This is a genomic window from Rhodospirillaceae bacterium (assembly GCA_016712715.1).
Classification (GTDB): domain Bacteria; phylum Pseudomonadota; class Alphaproteobacteria; order Dongiales; family Dongiaceae; genus Dongia.
On record JADJQM010000001.1, the window covers coordinates 1,947,425 to 1,963,612 of the forward strand.

General features: G+C 63.4%; 19 protein-coding genes and 1 pseudogene. 13 read left to right on the forward strand and 7 right to left on the reverse strand.

What is annotated here, in order from left to right; genetic code table 11:
- The first annotated feature begins 3 nt into the window (after nt 1-3).
- From argJ to IPK59_09455, 5 genes are read left to right on the forward strand one after another with little or no spacing between them, the layout of a single operon-like run.
- The gene (gene argJ / locus IPK59_09435; protein MBK8158961.1) at nt 4-1,239 is read left to right on the forward strand and encodes a bifunctional glutamate N-acetyltransferase/amino-acid acetyltransferase ArgJ; all 1,236 of its coding nucleotides are present in this window, start codon (nt 4-6) and stop codon (nt 1,237-1,239) included.
- Nucleotides 1,220-1,396: a GNAT family N-acetyltransferase gene (locus IPK59_09440; protein ID MBK8158962.1), complete on the forward strand. Its 177-nt coding sequence runs from the start codon at nt 1,220-1,222 to the stop codon at nt 1,394-1,396. Before argJ ends, IPK59_09440 begins: the two co-directional genes overlap by 20 nt.
- Before the next feature lie 51 nt (nt 1,397-1,447).
- Nucleotides 1,448-1,804 (forward strand): GNAT family N-acetyltransferase, encoded by a 357-nt coding sequence (locus IPK59_09445; protein ID MBK8158963.1) that lies wholly within the window; start codon nt 1,448-1,450, stop codon nt 1,802-1,804.
- A gap of 10 nt (nt 1,805-1,814) precedes the next feature.
- Nucleotides 1,815-2,222: an 8-oxo-dGTP diphosphatase MutT gene (gene mutT / locus IPK59_09450; GenBank protein MBK8158964.1), complete on the forward strand. Its 408-nt coding sequence runs from the start codon at nt 1,815-1,817 to the stop codon at nt 2,220-2,222.
- A gap of 53 nt (nt 2,223-2,275) precedes the next feature.
- Entirely contained in the window at nt 2,276-2,965 is a 690-nt protein-coding gene (locus tag IPK59_09455; protein MBK8158965.1) for a FecR domain-containing protein, read from the forward strand.
- 12 nt (nt 2,966-2,977) lie between these two features.
- Here the strand turns inward: IPK59_09455 and IPK59_09460 are convergent, their stop codons facing one another.
- Nucleotides 2,978-3,877: a methyltransferase domain-containing protein gene (locus IPK59_09460; GenBank protein MBK8158966.1), complete on the reverse strand. Its 900-nt coding sequence runs from the start codon at nt 3,875-3,877 to the stop codon at nt 2,978-2,980.
- Nucleotides 3,878-4,015: 138 nt separating this feature from the next.
- Between IPK59_09460 and IPK59_09465 the strand changes: the two genes are divergently transcribed.
- From IPK59_09465 to IPK59_09480, 4 genes are all read left to right on the forward strand, one after another.
- Nucleotides 4,016-4,810, forward strand: a complete 795-nt coding sequence (locus IPK59_09465; GenBank protein ID MBK8158967.1) for a ComF family protein — start codon at nt 4,016-4,018, stop codon at nt 4,808-4,810.
- 162 nt (nt 4,811-4,972) lie between these two features.
- Complete coding sequence (gene grxC, locus IPK59_09470; GenBank protein MBK8158968.1) at nt 4,973-5,236, forward strand: glutaredoxin 3; 264 nt, start codon at nt 4,973-4,975, stop codon at nt 5,234-5,236.
- Nucleotides 5,237-5,317: 81 nt separating this feature from the next.
- On the forward strand, nt 5,318-6,181 hold the full coding sequence (locus tag IPK59_09475) for a carbon-nitrogen hydrolase family protein (protein ID MBK8158969.1): 864 nt from the start codon (nt 5,318-5,320) through the stop codon (nt 6,179-6,181).
- Between the two features lie 31 nt (nt 6,182-6,212).
- Nucleotides 6,213-6,848 carry a peroxiredoxin gene (locus tag IPK59_09480; GenBank protein MBK8158970.1) on the forward strand — a complete coding sequence of 212 codons (636 nt, stop codon included), beginning with the start codon at nt 6,213-6,215 and terminating at the stop codon, nt 6,846-6,848.
- A 129-nt stretch (nt 6,849-6,977) separates the two neighbouring features.
- On the opposite strand, the gene IPK59_09485 is transcribed toward IPK59_09480, so the two are convergent.
- Genes IPK59_09485 through IPK59_09495 form a run of 3 tightly spaced genes read right to left on the reverse strand, consistent with a single transcriptional unit; the run spans nt 6,978 to nt 9,279 of the window.
- Complete coding sequence (locus tag IPK59_09485; GenBank protein MBK8158971.1) at nt 6,978-7,715, reverse strand: MOSC domain-containing protein; 738 nt, start codon at nt 7,713-7,715, stop codon at nt 6,978-6,980.
- Entirely contained in the window at nt 7,712-8,449 is a 738-nt protein-coding gene (locus IPK59_09490) for a methyltransferase (GenBank protein MBK8158972.1), read from the reverse strand. The genes IPK59_09485 and IPK59_09490 overlap by 4 nt, the downstream gene beginning before the upstream one ends.
- Entirely contained in the window at nt 8,368-9,279 is a 912-nt protein-coding gene (locus IPK59_09495) for a 4-hydroxybenzoate octaprenyltransferase (GenBank protein ID MBK8158973.1), read from the reverse strand. Before IPK59_09495 ends, IPK59_09490 begins: the two co-directional genes overlap by 82 nt.
- Nucleotides 9,280-9,355: 76 nt before the next feature.
- Between IPK59_09495 and IPK59_09500 the strand changes: the two genes are divergently transcribed.
- From IPK59_09500 to IPK59_09515, 4 genes are all read left to right on the forward strand, one after another.
- Nucleotides 9,356-10,138, forward strand: a complete 783-nt coding sequence (locus IPK59_09500; GenBank protein MBK8158974.1) for a 16S rRNA (uracil(1498)-N(3))-methyltransferase — start codon at nt 9,356-9,358, stop codon at nt 10,136-10,138.
- A gap of 26 nt (nt 10,139-10,164) precedes the next feature.
- Entirely contained in the window at nt 10,165-11,529 is a 1,365-nt protein-coding gene (locus IPK59_09505; GenBank protein ID MBK8158975.1) for a glutamate--cysteine ligase, read from the forward strand.
- Nucleotides 11,530-11,663: 134 nt separating this feature from the next.
- The gene (locus IPK59_09510; protein MBK8158976.1) at nt 11,664-12,296 is read left to right on the forward strand and encodes a LysE family translocator; all 633 of its coding nucleotides are present in this window, start codon (nt 11,664-11,666) and stop codon (nt 12,294-12,296) included.
- Nucleotides 12,297-12,376: 80 nt separating this feature from the next.
- Entirely contained in the window at nt 12,377-12,823 is a 447-nt protein-coding gene (locus IPK59_09515) for a DnaJ domain-containing protein (GenBank protein MBK8158977.1), read from the forward strand.
- 127 nt (nt 12,824-12,950) lie between these two features.
- Here IPK59_09515 and IPK59_09520 read toward each other — a convergent pair.
- From IPK59_09520 to IPK59_09530, 3 genes and pseudogenes are all read right to left on the reverse strand, one after another.
- Nucleotides 12,951-14,136: pseudogene (locus IPK59_09520) on the reverse strand (VWA domain-containing protein).
- Nucleotides 14,137-14,142: 6 nt separating this feature from the next.
- Nucleotides 14,143-14,997 carry a MoxR family ATPase gene (locus tag IPK59_09525; GenBank protein ID MBK8158978.1) on the reverse strand — a complete coding sequence of 285 codons (855 nt, stop codon included), beginning with the start codon at nt 14,995-14,997 and terminating at the stop codon, nt 14,143-14,145.
- A 29-nt stretch (nt 14,998-15,026) separates the two neighbouring features.
- Nucleotides 15,027-16,163 (reverse strand): hypothetical protein, encoded by a 1,137-nt coding sequence (locus tag IPK59_09530; GenBank protein ID MBK8158979.1) that lies wholly within the window; start codon nt 16,161-16,163, stop codon nt 15,027-15,029.
- Nucleotides 16,164-16,188 lie beyond the last annotated feature (25 nt).

Consider the following 16,188-nt stretch of genomic DNA (forward strand, 5'->3'; position numbering starts at 1 on the left):
CAGATGGGCGCCAAGGTCTCGCCGCTTGCACCGACCGTGTTTCATCATTTGCCGGCCCTGCCCGGGCTGCGGCTCGCCGCCCGCGAATGTGGCGTGCGCTACAAGGGCCGCAAGGATGTCATGCTGATGGAGGTGGCGCCCGGCAGCACCATCGCCGGCGTGTTGACGCGCTCCCTGACCTGCTCGGCCCCGGTCGACATTTGCCGCAAGCATCTTAAAGGCGGCAAGGTGCGCGCCATCTTGGTCAATGCCGGCAATGCCAATGCCTTTACCGGCAAGGCCGGCATGGAGGCGGCGGATCGTTGCCTCAAGGCGACCGCCAAAGCGCTGAAATGTCAGCCCAAGGAAATCTACATCGCCTCGACCGGCGTCATCGGCGAGCCGCTCAACGACAAGGCGATCACCGGCAATCTGCCGGCGCTGATCAAGGACCTCCACGCCGATTCCTGGAACGATGCCGCCCGCGCCATCATGACCACGGACACGTTCGAGAAAGTGGCAACCCGCACGGCCAGGATCGGCGATGTGGAAGTGACCCTCAACGGCATCGCCAAGGGATCGGGCATGATCGCGCCGGACATGGCGACCATGCTGGCCTTTGTGGCGACCGACGCCAAGATCCCGGCCGCCATCCTGCAGACCCTTCTCTCCAAGGCGGTCGATCGGTCGTTCAACTGCATCACGGTGGATGGCGATACCTCGACCAGCGACACGTTGCTGCTGGTGGCGACCGGCCAGGGACCCAAGCACAAGAAGCCGGCATCCGCCACCGACCCGATCCTCAAGGACTTCCGCGCAGCCCTTGAGTCGCTGCTGACCGACCTTGCGGTCCAGGTGGTGCAGGATGGCGAGGGTGCCGAGAAGCTCATCACCATCGATGTAACGGGTGCCGCGACCGCTGCCGCCGCGCGCCGCATCGGCCTTGCCATCGCCAATTCGCCCTTGGTCAAGACTGCCATCGCCGGCGAGGATGCCAATTGGGGTCGCATTGTCATGGCCGTCGGCAAATCGGGCGAGAAGGCGGACCGTGACAAGCTTGCCATCTCCATCGGCGGCGTCGAGATCACGCGGAATGGTCAACGCCGCCCGGACTATGACGAGACACCGGTTGCCGCCCATATCAAGACCCGCGACGTCAAGATCGGCGTCGATGTCGGCGTGGGCAAGGCCAAGGCGCGGGTCTGGACCTGCGACCTCACCCATCGCTATATCGAGATCAATGCCGATTACCGTTCCTGAGATCGAGACCGATCGCCTGCGCCTGCGCCCGCTGACCAAGGCAGATGCGCCAGAGATCGTGCGGCTGGTCGACGATTTCGACGTCGCTCGCTTCACCGCCACCATTCCCCATCCCTATGACATGTCGATGGCGCTGGATTTCATCGCCGCCCCCTAAGCGGCGGCCGATGCCGCCTCGAAATTCATTGACGATCCCGAGGGCGCCATCGTGCTCGGCATCTTCCACAAGGAAGACGGCCGGCTGCTGGGTTGCGTCGGCCTGCAGAAAACGCCGGAGGGACCGGAGCTCGGCTACTGGATCGGGCGCGATTATTGGCGCCAGGGCTATGCGAGCGAAGCCGCCGGGCGCCTGGTGAAACTCGCCTTCGAGAATTTCGCCCTGCCGGAACTGATCGCCTCCGCCGTCACGGTCAACGAGGCCTCGCACCGGGTACTGGAAAAGATCGGCTTTTCCGTTTGCGGCACAGGCGAGATCTATTCACGCGCGCAGAACTGCCACCTGCCCGTCATTCATCGCCGTCTGAAGCGGAACGATTGGCTACGCGCGACGGGCCGGGCCGCCTAATGGGGGCTGCATGAGCCAGAAGAAAATGTTGCTGGTCGTCGCCGTCGCTTTGGTCGATGCTGATGGAAGGGTGCTGCTCGCGCAGCGCCCCCCGGGCAAGAGCATGGCTGGCCTCTGGGAGTTTCCAGGTGGCAAGGTGCATGAAGGCGAAACCCCCGAGGCGGCACTCATTCGCGAGCTGCATGAGGAACTCGGCATCGACGTCAAGGAAAGCTGCCTCGCACCCCTCACCTTCGCCTCGCACAGCTACGAACAGTTTCACCTGCTGATGCCACTTTATGTCTGCCGCCGCTGGGAAGGCACCGTGCACGGCCGCGAAGGCCAGAGCCTCGCCTGGGTGCGGCCGACCCGGCTTTCCGACTATCCGATGCCGCCGGCCGACAAGCCGCTCATTGCCATGTTGTGCGATTTGCTGTGAGATGAAGGCCAGTTCGAGACAACCGACCGACGAATGATATGGCTGGGGGAAAAATGCGCGTCCTTGCAATCGCTGGCTTAGGCGGCGCGTTCATCGCCCTCGCTCTGTTCGGCCATCCGTCACCGGCCCTGGCCGATCCCATCGGCCTGGTGCAGCGTGTACACAACACCGCCTATGGCACGCCGCCGCAGGCCGCGCGGGTGCCAAAGCACAAGCGCGACGGGGTCGAGTTCAAGGAACTGATCGAAACCGCCAGGAACAGCGCCGTCGAGATCGGCTTTGTCGATGGCTCGACCATGACCGTTGGCGCCGACGCAGCAATCAACATCGACAACTTCGTGTTCGATCAGGACGCGGAGACCGGTGAAGCGGTCCTCACCCTGACCCGCGGCGCCGTTCGCTGGGTCACCGGCATCATGCCGTCGGGTGGCATGCGCATTGAAACGCCGACCGCGACCATCACGATCCGCGGCACCAATGTGAAGATCGGCGTCCGCGCCAATGGCGACACATTGCTGGGACTTGACGAAGGCGAGATCGGCATCGTCTCCAAGGGCAAGGGCGATCCCGTGACATTGACGGCGGGCAAGGGCGCCCGCATTACGCCCGAGGGCATCGAGGTGATCGATGAAGTCCTCGCGGTAGCCGATGCCGTTGTCGACGATGGCTGGCTGAACGCGCTGGGCGTCGAGTTCAATCGCGACCGGGCGAAGTCGAGTGAAAGCGGCGGCAATCAGCAATAGAGCGGGTCTGCGCTAGGTGCTGCCACAGCCCTTGGGTGCGAAAATGTCGACCAGGCTGACCTCGCCGCTGCCGCGCCGGGCCGGCTGCTGCTGATTGGCGGCAGGCGCCCAGCCGGTGAGGAACACTGCCTGGAACGTGGCCGTTACCCGCCCGTCAGCGGCCGCAAACCGCTGGGCATAGAGCGCGCTGGCATGCGCCAGGACACGGCGCCCGAGCGGCCGCCGCGACCTGGCAAGGGTGGCATTCCCCTCGCCCATGCCGCGCAGCTCGCGCATCAGGGCAAGCACATTCGGATAGGTCACCGTGACGCTTTCCGCATCGGCCACCGGCAAGGCGAAGCTCGCGCGCTGCAGCAGGCCCGCGGCATCGCGCAGCCCCACCATCGGCGAGATGCGCGGGCTGGCGCCGCCGCTCTCGGCCAGTTCCGCTTCCATCAGGCATTGCCGCAGCTCATGGAGCGTCTCGCCACCCAGCATCACACCGAGAAACAGCCCGTCCGGCCGCAACGCATCGCGCATCTGCACCAAGGCGCCCGGCAGATCGTTGACCCAGTGCAAGCCGAGACACGAGAGGATGAGATCGAGGCTGCCGGCGCGGAACGGCAGCGCCTCCTCATCGCAGACAATACGTGGATTGCCATGTCCCGCTGGCAGCGGCACAGGGCCGGTCTCGATCAAGGTCTCGATCCCACCGAGATCCGGGTTCATCGCCGCTCGCAGATCGGACAGAACACCCGGATAGGGTGAGATATCGGCCGCCAGCGGAAAGCTGCGACGCACATCGGCGAGGCGGTCGAGAAGCCGTTCGCCCAGTTCTCGGTAGAGAAAATCATGGCGCGTGAAACCGGCCGCGGCACGGCGGCGCTGGCGTCGCAGCTGGGTGCGATCGAAGACATGTTGCTGGTCGCTCATGGCTGCGGAGTATGCGCAAGGCGGCGGGTCGCGCAACGGCAATTCGTGCGACCACCTGGGCCCAACCACTTGGGCCCGACCACTTGGGACCGACCACTTGGGGTTGACGCGGGTGCCCTGATTTCGTGAAATGGGGGCATGACCCAGCTCGACTCCTTGCGATCACCAGCGCGCAGCCCGATGCGCCGTGCCTTGGCGCGGGCGCTGGATGCCGTGCTGCCGCCGCGCTGTCTGAAATGCGGACTGGTGGTGGCGACGCAAAGCGGCTCGCATGGGAGCGGGCCGCATGGCGCCCTTTGCCCCGCCTGCTGGCAGGAGTTGAGTTTCCTGGGACCACCCTGCTGCGCCTGCTGTGGCCAGCCGTTCGATTTCGAGATGGGGCCGGGGGCGCTGTGCGGCGCCTGCACCCAGATGCGACCCGCCTTCGACCGGGCGCGCGCGGTGATGCGCTATGACGAGGCCAGCCGCGATCTCGTCCTCGCCTTCAAGCACGCCGACCGCACCTCCCTCACCCCCGCCTTCGCCGCCTGGCTGAAACGCGCCGGTGAGGAGCTGCTGGCCGAGACCGATCTGATCGTGCCGGTACCGCTGCACTGGTCGCGCTTGTTCAGCCGCCGTTATAACCAGGCGGCCCTGCTGGCGGTGGCGCTCGGGGACCTTGCGGGCAAGCCGGTGCTCCCAGATCTGCTCGTCCGGCGGCGCGCCACGCGGAAACAGGGGCATCTCGGCCGCCTCGCCCGCCAGCGCAATGTGGCTGGGGCCTTTGCCCTTCACCCCGGGCGGGCGTCGGCGCTGGCCGGGAAACGGGTGCTGCTGATCGACGATGTCATCACCACCGGGGCCACCGTCACCAATTGCGCCAGGGTTCTGCGCCAGGGCGGCGCCGCGGCCATCGACGTCCTGGCCCTGGCCCGGGTCATCCAGGCCCTTTGAGCAGGCCGATGCCACAGAAAAAGTACGTCTTTGCGCGAGGAAAGCTTGCCGAAACGGGGCGCGCACCCCCTTGTCAACCCGGCCCTAAAGGCTGACATTACAGGAACCCGGCCGGGCGGGATTTCCCGGGCGGGTTTGGTTATACCTCGGATCGGTGTGTGAATGGCCAAGGTTGAGATCTACACGACCATGCTGTGCGGATATTGCTACCGCGCCAAGAAGCTGCTGCAGGAGCGCGGGGTCGAGTTTACCGAAATCGACGTGATGACGGATGGCAAGCTGCGCGACGAGATGCGCAAGCGTGCCGGCGGCCGGACCTCGGTCCCGCAGATCTTCATCGGCGACACCCATGTCGGCGGCTGCGACGATCTCTATGCCCTCGACCAGGCCGGCAAGCTGCAGCCCTTGCTCCACGCCAGCCACTGATCCGGCGCCACTGATCCGGAAATTTTCCGCCGCGGCGTGACACCGCGCGGCATATGCGACCGACTGAACAGGAGTTTCGCCATGACCGACAGTAAAGCGGCCGTCTTTACCGCTGCCTGTGTGCAGATGAACAGCCAGCGCGACGTGGCGCCTAACATCGCCGCCGCCAGCGACCTCATCCGCGCCGCCCATGCGCAAGGCGCCAAGCTGATCGTGACGCCGGAAAACACCACCATCCTGGAACCCGACAAGAAGGCAGCCCTCGCCAAGACGCCGGTCGAGGATGAACATCCCGGCCTCCCCGCCTTCTCCAACCTCGCCAAGGAATTGGGTGTCTGGCTGGTGATCGGCTCGATGCCGGTCCGGGCGGAGCCGACGCGCATCGCCAACCGGCAATTCGTGTTCAACCCGCAGGGCCAGGTGGTCGCGCGTTATGACAAGATCCACATGTTCGATGTTGATCTGCCGACCGGCGAAAGCCACCGCGAATCCGCCCAGGTGCGGCCTGGTGTGGAAGCCGTGGTGGCCGACACGCCCTGGGGCGGGCTTGGCCTCACCATCTGCTACGACGTGCGCTTTGCCTATCTGCACCGGGCGCTTGCGCAGGCAGGCGCCAGCCTGCTGACCGGGCCTGCGGCCTTCACCGTGCCGACGGGCGAGGCGCATTGGCATGTGCTGCTGCGTGCCCGCGCGATCGAGACCGGCTGCTTCATGCTGGCGGCCGCGCAAACCGGCATCCATGCCGATGGCAGAGGCACCTATGGCCATTCGCTGATCATCGATCCCTGGGGCAAGGTGCTGGCCGATGCCGGCACCGATATCGGCGTTGTGACGGCCGAGATCGACACCGCCCTTGTCACAAAGGCACGCTATGCCGTGCCGGCGCTGACCCATGACCGCAGCTTCACCAAACCGCAGCCGCGCCTCAGCGCCGCGGGCGAATAACAAACTCAAAAATCAGACAGAGGAGCTTCACATGAGCCTTCGACTTGGCGATACCGCCCCAGATTTCGAGCAGGATTCGACCGACGGCCGGATCAAGTTCCATGACTGGATCGGCAATTCCTGGGCCATTCTGTTTTCTCACCCCAAGGACTTCACCCCGGTCTGCACCACCGAGCTTGGTGAAGTGGCGCGCCTGAAGCCGGAATTCGACAAGCGCAACACCAAGGTGATCGGCCTGTCGGTCGATGGCTTGAAGGAGCATCAGGGCTGGGTCGGCGACATCAAGGAAACCCAGGGCCATGCGCTCAATTTCCCGCTGCTGGCCGATGCCGACCGCAAGGTGTCTGAACTTTACGACATGATCCACCCGAACATGGACGCGACCGCCACCGTGCGCTCGGTCTTCATCATCGGCCCGGACAAGAAGGTGAAGCTGCAGATCACCTATCCAATGAGCACGGGGCGCAATTTCGACGAGATCCTGCGCGTGCTCGACTCCTTGCAGCTCACCGCGAACTTCAAGGTGGCGACGCCGGTCAACTGGCGCGATGGGCACGATTGCATCATCCCGCCCAGCATCTCCGACGCCGATGCCGACAAGCTGTTCCCCAAGGGCTACAAGAAGATCAAGCCGTATCTCCGCGTGACGCCGCAGCCGAACAAGTAACGCGGCACCGCCAACGAAAAGCCCCGTAGGAAACTGCGGGGCTTTTTTTTGATGCTACAGACAGAATCTGCCCGACGTGACCTCCACCCTCTCCCCTCGCGGGAGAGGGTGGAGGTGCCGATGGCAATGCTATGCGCGCGCAATCTTCGCCACATCCCCCACCTTCACCACACCCTGGCCGACCACCGAACCATACACGCCGGCCACTGTCTTGTTGAGCGCGGTCGCCTGCAGGATGCCGGGATCGCTCGGCAGATCCCCTTGCGCGCGGGTGGTGAGCGCGCAGCGTTTGCAGACGTCGTTGATGTCGAAGCTGGCGCCACCCAGGCTGAGCTTGTGGCCGAGCCACTCCTGTTCCAAGAAGCCGACCTCATCGCCGCAATCAAGATAGGTATTCGGGCGGAAGCGGGCCGGCACGAATATGCCGGATTCATGATTCTGGTGCAGCCGCTTCAAAGTGGCACTGGTGAGCAGATGGCAATGACTGTGCTCGAACAACAGCGGCACGCGCTTGCCGTCATTGCGCACGAAGGCCGCGTCCATGCCGAGCCGATCGCTGATCGCCTTGTCGAGAGCTGGATCGTCGTTGCGCAGGATGGTGCCGTCGCCGAAATCCAGCTCGACCAGGGGCAGATCGGCGCCCGCCTGCGGTTCGGCCAGATAACGCGCGCGCCAGCTGAACATGTCGCGATAGTGCTTCTTGGCGCCGCTGACATGGGCAACGACGCCCAATTCCAGATCGGCAATGGCAAAGGCACGGTCGCCTTGGATGCCCTTGGGGCCAAACGTCACGGCAGCGAGTTCCTCGCCCTGCACGCTTTGCACCGGATAACGATAGAGACCCGCAACCATTGCCGACTTCGTCAAGATTCCGCTCCGCTTGAAATGCGCCACACCAATGTCAACCGCATGTCCTTGTCCTCGAGCTCGACCGAAGTCGGCACCTGGTAGCGCGCCATTTCGACCAGATGACGGCGTGGCAGATAGGCCCGCCCCGGATCACCCATGAGGATGGTGACACCCGCATCTGCCAAGGCCTCGAACCAGGCGAAGACGCGTTCAGCCATCGGCCGTTCGTAGCATACGTCGCCGGCCAGCACGATATCGAAACCAAGATCAACCCGCCCCACCAGATCCTCGATCACGATCTCGACCTTGGCCTTGTTGAGCCGGGCATTGAGGGCGATGGCCGCCACGGCGAAGTCGTCGATCTCGGCAGCGGTCACATGCGCTGCCTTCATCCTGGCGGCGGCAATGCCGGAGATGCCGCTGCCAGCGGCAAAATCAAGCACACGCTTGCCCTTCACCCATTCCGGATGATCGATCAGGAACCGGGTCAGCGCCTGGCCACCCGGCCAGCAGAAGGCCCAATAGGGTGGCGGCATGCCGTAATTGTCGAGTTCGGTCTGGGTCGCGCGCCAGATCGGGCTGATCTCGGTCGCGAGATGGAGTTTGAGCTCCGGCACCAGGCTGGGCCGGGCGATTTTGGTCTGGGCGCGGATGAAAGCCTGTGGGTCGCTCACCCCATGAGCCGATCGAGGACGATGCCTAAGAACAGGATCCAACCGATGAAGCGGTTGCTGCGGAACTTGGTGAGGCAATCCTTCGCGTCGTCGAGATCCACATCATAGGTCTGCCACAGCATATGCAGCAGGACCGCCACCAGGGCGACAAGCGCGATGAGCCCGGTGCCGGCCAGGAGCAGGGACGTCGCAAAACAGCCGATCGCGAGCATCGCGAACACCACCAGCCAGGGCTTGGTCTTCGCCCCCAGCTTCAGCGCTGTCGATTTGATGCCGATGAGGGCGTCGTCGACCTTGTCCTGGTGCGCATAGATCGTGTCGTAGAATAATGTCCAGCTGATGCCGCCGAGATAGAGCCAGACCGGTGCCGGATCCAACGCGCCGCGATCGGCGGCCCAGCCCAGCAATGCTCCCCAATTGAAGGTGAGGCCGAGGAAGGCCTGCGGCCACCAGGTAATGCGCTTCATGAAGGGATAGGCCGCGACCAGGATCAGGGAGGCCGCCCCCAGCAGAATGGAAAAGAACGGGAACTGCACCAGGATAAGGAGCCCCACCGCCAGCAGCAGCGCGAGGAACATCAGCGCCTGCAACAGCGACAAGGCGCCCGAGGCCAGCGGCCGGTTGGCGGTCCGCGCCACCTTGGCGTCGAAATCCCGATCGACGATATCATTGACCGTGCAGCCGGCGCCACGCATCACCACGGCGCCCAGGGCAAACAGCACCAGCATCTTGATGTCGGGAAGGCCACCCGGGGGTGCCGCCAGCGCCAGGGACCACCAGCAGGGAAAGAGCAGCAGCCAGGTGCCGATCGGCCGGTCGAGCCGCGCCAGGCGCAGATAGGGGCGCAAGCCCGCCGGCAGGTGGCGGTCGATCCAATCGCCGGCTTGAATGTCGCTGGCCTCGCTCATAACGTCGTCATGTCCGTCATTTAGGGTTAGGCTCACGCCCGCGACCATAGTCACCACGCAAGAATCGCTCAAGAACATGATCCCACGCCTTTACGTGCCCGTCGAACTGAAACCCGGCCTCGTCTTCCCGGCCGCCGAGCGCGCGGCGCATTACCTGCGCAACGTGATGCGGCGGAGCGTCGGCGATCCGATCATCCTCTTCAACGGCCGCGACGGCGAATTCGCGGCCGAGATCACCGAGGTGTCGAAGCGCGCGGTGGAAGTGCGGGTGGGCGCCTTGCGCCGGCCGCAGATGGGCGTCCCGGATGTGTGGCTGTGCTTTGCGCCGCTGAAGAAGGACGCGGTCGATTTCCTGGTCGAAAAGGCGACCGAATTGGGCGCGGCGGCCTTTCAGCCGGTCATCACCCAGCACACGACCTCGACCCGGCTCAATCTGGAGCGCCTCGCCGCCAACGCGATCGAAGCCGCCGAACAGACCGAACGCCTGACCTTGCCGGAGATCCGGCAGCCCTTGCCGCTCCGCGACATGATCGCGCAATGGGCCCCCCATCGGCGGATCATCCTCTGCGCCGAGGCCGGTCCGGCGGCACCGATTGCGACAGCGTTATCAGAGCTACAGCCATCCGTGAGTATTTCTAACGCATGGGCAATAGTTTGCGGGCCAGAAGGGGGGTTTGCACGTTCCGAGCTTGACCTCCTCTCAAATCTGCCATTTGTTACCCCCGTTGGCCTGGGACCCAGAATCCTGCGTGCCGACACCGCGGCGCTCACAGCGCTGGCGGTCTTTCAAAGCATCCTGGGCGACGGCGCCCTGCGGCCACCGGCACCTCTTGTGCCGATCGGCCAATTGCCGGCCTGAGGAACGTCGTACTGAGGGGATATATCGTGTCAGCACCGCCCAAATCGCGCGGCGAGCCAGTGACGGCAAAGCGCCAGCTCGTCGACTACATCGCCGAAGGCAACAAGCCCAAGGCGGATTGGCGCATCGGCACCGAGCACGAGAAGTTCGTCTATGACCTGAAATCGCTGCGCCGCGTCAGCTATGACGCACCCAATGGCATCGGCGCGCTGCTCCAGGGTCTCATCCGCTATGGCTGGGAGCCCATCGAGGAGAACGGCAAGATCATCGCCATGTCGCAGAACGGCGAGAGCATCACGCTGGAACCGGGTGGTCAGTTCGAACTGTCAGGCGCCCCCTTGCGCACGATTCACGAGACCTGTCGTGAGGTCGGCCAGCATCTGAAGCAGGTGAAGACCATCTCAGAGGAATTGGGGATCGGCGTGCTGGGCATGGGCTTCGATCCGAAATGGTCGCGCGCCGACACCCCCTGGATGCCCAAGGGCCGCTACAAGATCATGGGCGATTACATGCCCAAGGTCGGCAAGCTCGGTCTCGACATGATGCTGCGCACCTGTACCGTGCAGGTCAATCTCGACTACTCCTCCGAAGCCGACATGGTGAAGAAGTTCCGCACGTCGCTGGCCTTGCAGCCGATCGCGACCGCGCTCTTTGCCGATTCACCTTTCACCGAGGGCAAGCCCAACGGGTTCCTCTCCTATCGCAGCCATATCTGGACCGATACCGACGCGGACCGCTGCGGCATCCTGCCCTTCGTGTTCGAAGAGGGCATGAGTTTCGAGCGTTATGTCGATTACATGCTCGATGTGCCGATGTATTTCGTCTATCGCGACGGCAAGTATATCGACGCCTCGGGCCAGTCGTTCCGCGATTTCCTGAACGGCAAATTGCCGGCGGCACCGGGCGAAATTCCCACCACCGGCGATTGGGCGGATCACATGACCACCGCCTTCCCCGAAGTGCGGCTGAAGAAGTTCCTGGAGATGCGCGGCGCCGATGGCGGTCCGTGGGAGCGGCTCTGCGCGCTCCCTGCTTTGTGGGTCGGCCTCATCTACGACCAGACGGCCCTCGATGCCGCCTGGGACCTGGTCAAGGATTGGACCATCGCCGAGCATGAACAGTTGCGCGCCGACGTGCCGCGCCTTGCCTTGAAGACGCCGTTCCGCGGCCGCACCGTCCGCGATATCGCGTTGGAGGTGCTGGCCATTGCGCGAGCCGGCCTGCAGCAGCGCGGCGCCACCGACCTCGGCGGCATGGACGAATCCGGTTTCCTCAACCCGCTGCAGATCATCGCCGACAGCGGCAAGACCCCGGCCGAGCTGAAGCTCGACCTCTATCACGGCAAATGGGGCGGCAGCGTCGACCCGGTCTATTCGGAGTTTGCGTACTAAACACCCCTCACCCCGGCCCTCTCCCCGCAAGCGGGGCGAGGGAGTTTCGAGCGAGACCGGCCTTGAGCCCCTCGCCCCTCTGGTGAGAGCGGTTGGGGTGAGGGGCGGGGCGCTCGCTCAAAGGAGACTCAAACATGTTCGATCCCGTTCAGCTGATGATCTTCCTGGTGGCGGCGACGGCGCTCGCCGTCACGCCGGGACCCGGCATGCTCTATGTCGCCGCACGCTCCATCTCCGGCGGTCGCGCCGAGGGACTTGCCTCCAGCTTCGGGACGGCGCTGGGCGGCTTCGTGCATGTCATCGGCGGCGCCATCGGCGTCACCGCCATCCTGATGGCCAGCGCCAACATCTTCACGGCGCTGAAACTGGTGGGCGCCATCTACCTGGTCTGGCTGGGCATTCGCACCTGGCGCCAGGCGGGGTTCGATCTCTCCAATATCGAGGTGAAGTCGGCGGGCTGCCGGCGCGCCTTCGTAGAAGGCATCTTCGTCGAAATGTTCAACCCGAAGACCGCCGCCTTCTTCCTGGCTTTCGTGACGCAGTTCGTCGATCCAACGCGGGGCAATGTGGCGGTGCAGTTCATCATCCTCGGCGCCATGTCGGTGACGCTCAACACCACGCCCGACATCGTCATCGCCGTCTTCGCCGGCAGGATCCGGCGCAGCCTGCTGTCGCGGCCGCATTGGATGAAACGCGCCCAGCGCGCCTCCGGTGCCCTGATGTGCAGTCTCGGCGTGGCCCTCGCCTTCGCGCGCCGGCCGGTGTGAGCGAAACGGACGAATCGCTACCATTTATTAACCATTTCGCCGCACTCTGAGGACCTTGTTATCAATGGTTGCAGAGCCGCATGTTCGACAGTTCGCAGACGAAGAAGACCCGCGTCAAAATTCTGATGCGGGTCGAGCTGGATGATGGGATCGAGCGGCTGATGGCGCTGTTCGTGGCGCCCAACACGCGCGTCAGCGACACGCTCAACGACAATCGCCAGTTCCTGCCTTTTGAGACCGCCGACGGCACCACCGAGATCATCCGCAAGGACGCGATCCGCCGCATCGTGCCGATGGAAAGCACGACCAAGCCCAGCCGCGGCCCCTACGAAATTCTGGGTGTCAGCGAGACGGCATCCGATGCCGAGATCAAGGCTGCCTATCACAAGGCGATAACACCCGTGCATCCCGACAGTATCCAGGCGCTGAACCTGCCGCCGGATTTTATCCAGCTAGCCAACCGCATGGCGGCACAGGCCAATGAAGCCTATGCAAAGATCAAGAAGCTGCGCGGCAAAGAGGATTAGTTTCTAAATTCGCGAGAACCCCTCACCCCACCCCCTCTCCCCATTTCACGGGGCGAGGGGCTTTAGAGCGAACTCGTTCAAAACTCCCTCGCCCCGCTTGCGGGGAGAGGGTCGGGGTGAGGGGTGCTTAATGCGGCCGGCGCAATTCCTTGAGCGCCCCATCCAGGCCATCGAGGGTCAGCGGGAACATCCGCTCGCCCATCATCTGCTTCAGCAGTTTCAACGACGCGGTATAGCCCCAATGCTGCGTGTCCCTGGGGTTGATCCAGGCTGATTTCGGATAGTGCTTCAGCAACCGCCCCAGCCAGACCGCCCCGGCTTCCTCGTTCCAATGCTCGACCGAGCCGCCGGCATGGGTGATCTCATAGGGGCTCATGGTCGCATCGCCGACGATGATCAGGCACCAGTCGGGCCCGTACGTGTTCATGACCTGGGTGGTCGGCATGAACTCATCGTGACGCCGCCGGTTCGAGCGCCACAGTTTCTCATAGGGGCAATTGTGGAAGTAGAAGGTCTCGAGATGCTTGAACTCGGATTTCGCCGCTGAGAAGAGCTGCGCTGATTCTTCGATATGATCGTCCATCGACCCGCCGATATCGAGGAGGAGCAGCACCTTCACCTTGTTGCGCCGTTCGGGCCTGAGATGGAGATCGAGCACGCCGCCATTGGCGGCCGTCGCGCGAATGGTGCCGTTCAGATCCAGCTCATTCGCTTCGCCCTCGCGGCCCCAGCGACGCAGGCGCCGAAGCGCCAGCTTGATGCCGCGTGTGCCCAGCTCCACCTCTCCATCGAGATCCTTGAACTCGCGCTTGTCCCAGACCTTGACCGCGCGAAAATGGCGCGATGCCTTCCTGGCCGATGCGGACGCCTTCGGGATTGTAGCCATAGGCGCCGAAGGGCGAGGTGCCCGCCGTTCCGATCCATTTCGAGCCGCCCTGGTGGCGGCCCTTCTGCTCCTGCAGTCTTTCACGCAGGGTCTCCATCAATTTCTCGAACCCGCCGAGTCCCTGGATGGCTGCCATTTCCTCCGGCGAAAGGTATTTTTCAGCAAGCTTCTTCAGCCATTCATCGGGTATCTCGGCCAGCAAATCTTCCGAGATGCCGGCGAGGCCTTGGAAATAGAGCGCAAAGACCCGGTCGAAACGATCGACCAGCCGCTCATCCTTCACCAATGTCGCCCGGGCGAGGTAATAGAAATCCTCGACGTCGAGGACCGCCACCTGATGCTTCATCGCCTTGAGTAGCGTGAGATACTCGGTGAGCGAGACCAGCACGCCTTCATTGCGCAGAGATGTGATGAAGCCGGCGAACATGATGGCCTATTGCCCGCGCCGCGCCAGGAACGCCACGCGTTCGAAGAGATGCACGTCCTGCTCGTTCTTCAGGAGCGCGCCATAGAGCGGCGGCACCACCAGCTTCGGGTCGTTGGATTTCAGGATCTCCGCCGGGATGTCGTCGACCATCAGCAGCTTCAGCCAATCAAGCAGCTCCGACGTGGCCGGCTTCTTCTTCAGCCCCGGCACCTCGCGGATATCGAAGAACAGGTTCAACGCCTCGCGCACCAGATCGTGCTTGATGTCGGGGTAATGCGAGGCGACGATCCGCTCCATCGTGGCACGGTCCGGAAAGCGGATGAAATGGAAGAAGCAGCGGCGCAGGAAGGCGTCCGGCAATTCCTTCTCATTGTTGGACGTGATGATCACCAACGGCCGATGCCGCGCCTTCACCGTCTCCTTGGTCTCGTAGACAAAGAACTCCATGCGGTCGAGTTCCTGCAGCAGATCGTTGGGGAATTCGATATCCGCCTTGTCGATCTCGTCGATCAACAGCACAACCTGTCGGTCGGCGGTGAAGGCCTCCCACAATTTGCCGCGCACGATGTAGTTGGAAATATCGTGAACCTTGGCCTCGCCCAATTGCCCATCACGCAGGCGCGCGACCGCGTCATATTCATAGAGGCCCTGCGCCGCCTTGGTGGTCGATTTCACATGCCATTCGATGAGCGGCATCTTGAGGGCCGTCGCCACTTCGCGCGCCAGCACGGTCTTGCCGGTGCCGGGCTCGCCCTTCACCAGCAAGGGCCGCTCCAGGGTCATCGCCGCATTGACCGCGATCTCCAGATCGCGGGTCGTGATGTAGCTCTCGGTGCCGGTGAATTTCGCGGGCTTGGTCATGAGAAGCATTTTCCTGGTTACGAGATCGATTAAGGAGCAGAGACAATAATCTCCGGCTTGGAGGCCCGGATCAAGTAGTCGCCACGAAGCAGCTCCTTGCCATCCATCCCGTTCCATAGCCATGCGATGATACTTTGATGCCCCGTAAGATCCCAGCCGCGAGATTCCTCGCCATAAATGAGAATCACCTTCTGGCGATCAATCTCCAATACGACGGGCTCGCTCGAAAGCAGGTTGCTGCCACGGAGCTGCGCGGCCAAGGTTTCCGGGGTCCGAACATCGCCTGCGGCGATACGAATCGGCGTAAGGTGATTGAGATCATCCAATTCAAAATGACGCATGGCCGTCGTCTTGGCACGAAAATCCGGCTCAAAACTCTCGAGGGCTTCTCGGATCAATGCCGCCAAGGGTCTCTCACGCGCTTCCATGGGCATGGTCCATTCGGTCATGTCTTCAAAAGTCGCAAAGGTGGTGCTAACAAGGCATTGCGCCTGTGCCTTCTCATCGGCATCTTCCGAACGAGCCAGCAGATTGATGCGAGACTGATATTTCTCGTCCTGCCGCCCGATCTCGGTGATGGCCGGAAAACTGCTCTTGCCGACACGAAGCAGATTGAAACGCGCCCTATGATCGTCACAGGTCTCGCCACCTTCGAGATATTCCTCGTCGACAAGGTCGCGATAGGCGAGCTTCGGATGATCCCCAGACGTATCCAGGATGACCGCCTCGGTGCAATCCGAATGCGGATCGATGGTGTAGAGCACCAGGCGGTCGCCGAAGGCGCGGCCGTCCATGAAACGCCACCCATGATCGAGGTACTCCGCCCATACACTCGACTCGTTCAGGATCGGTTTCACGGCGCTGGCAATTTCAAGCGGGAGGATGGCCGTCTGGGCGGCGATCAACCCGTCGTAGGCGATGGTGGACTCGACAAATCCCACCGCTGCATCTTTCGGCGCGTCAAGCAACGCGCCGACGGGAAACTTCTCGGCACTGGTAGCAAGGTCCGGATTTGCGACGGAGAACTCCCGCAGGTAGCGCGCCACATCGTTGCAGGGCGCCAGCGCCGCCGCGGTATTTTCGGCCCGACCTGTGCCGGGTGACAGCAGCAAGGCGGTGGCCAACACCAGCGCCGGGATAGCCTGGCGAGCAATCGGTCCGGTCATGATGGATGCTTCGTCATTCTGTGGT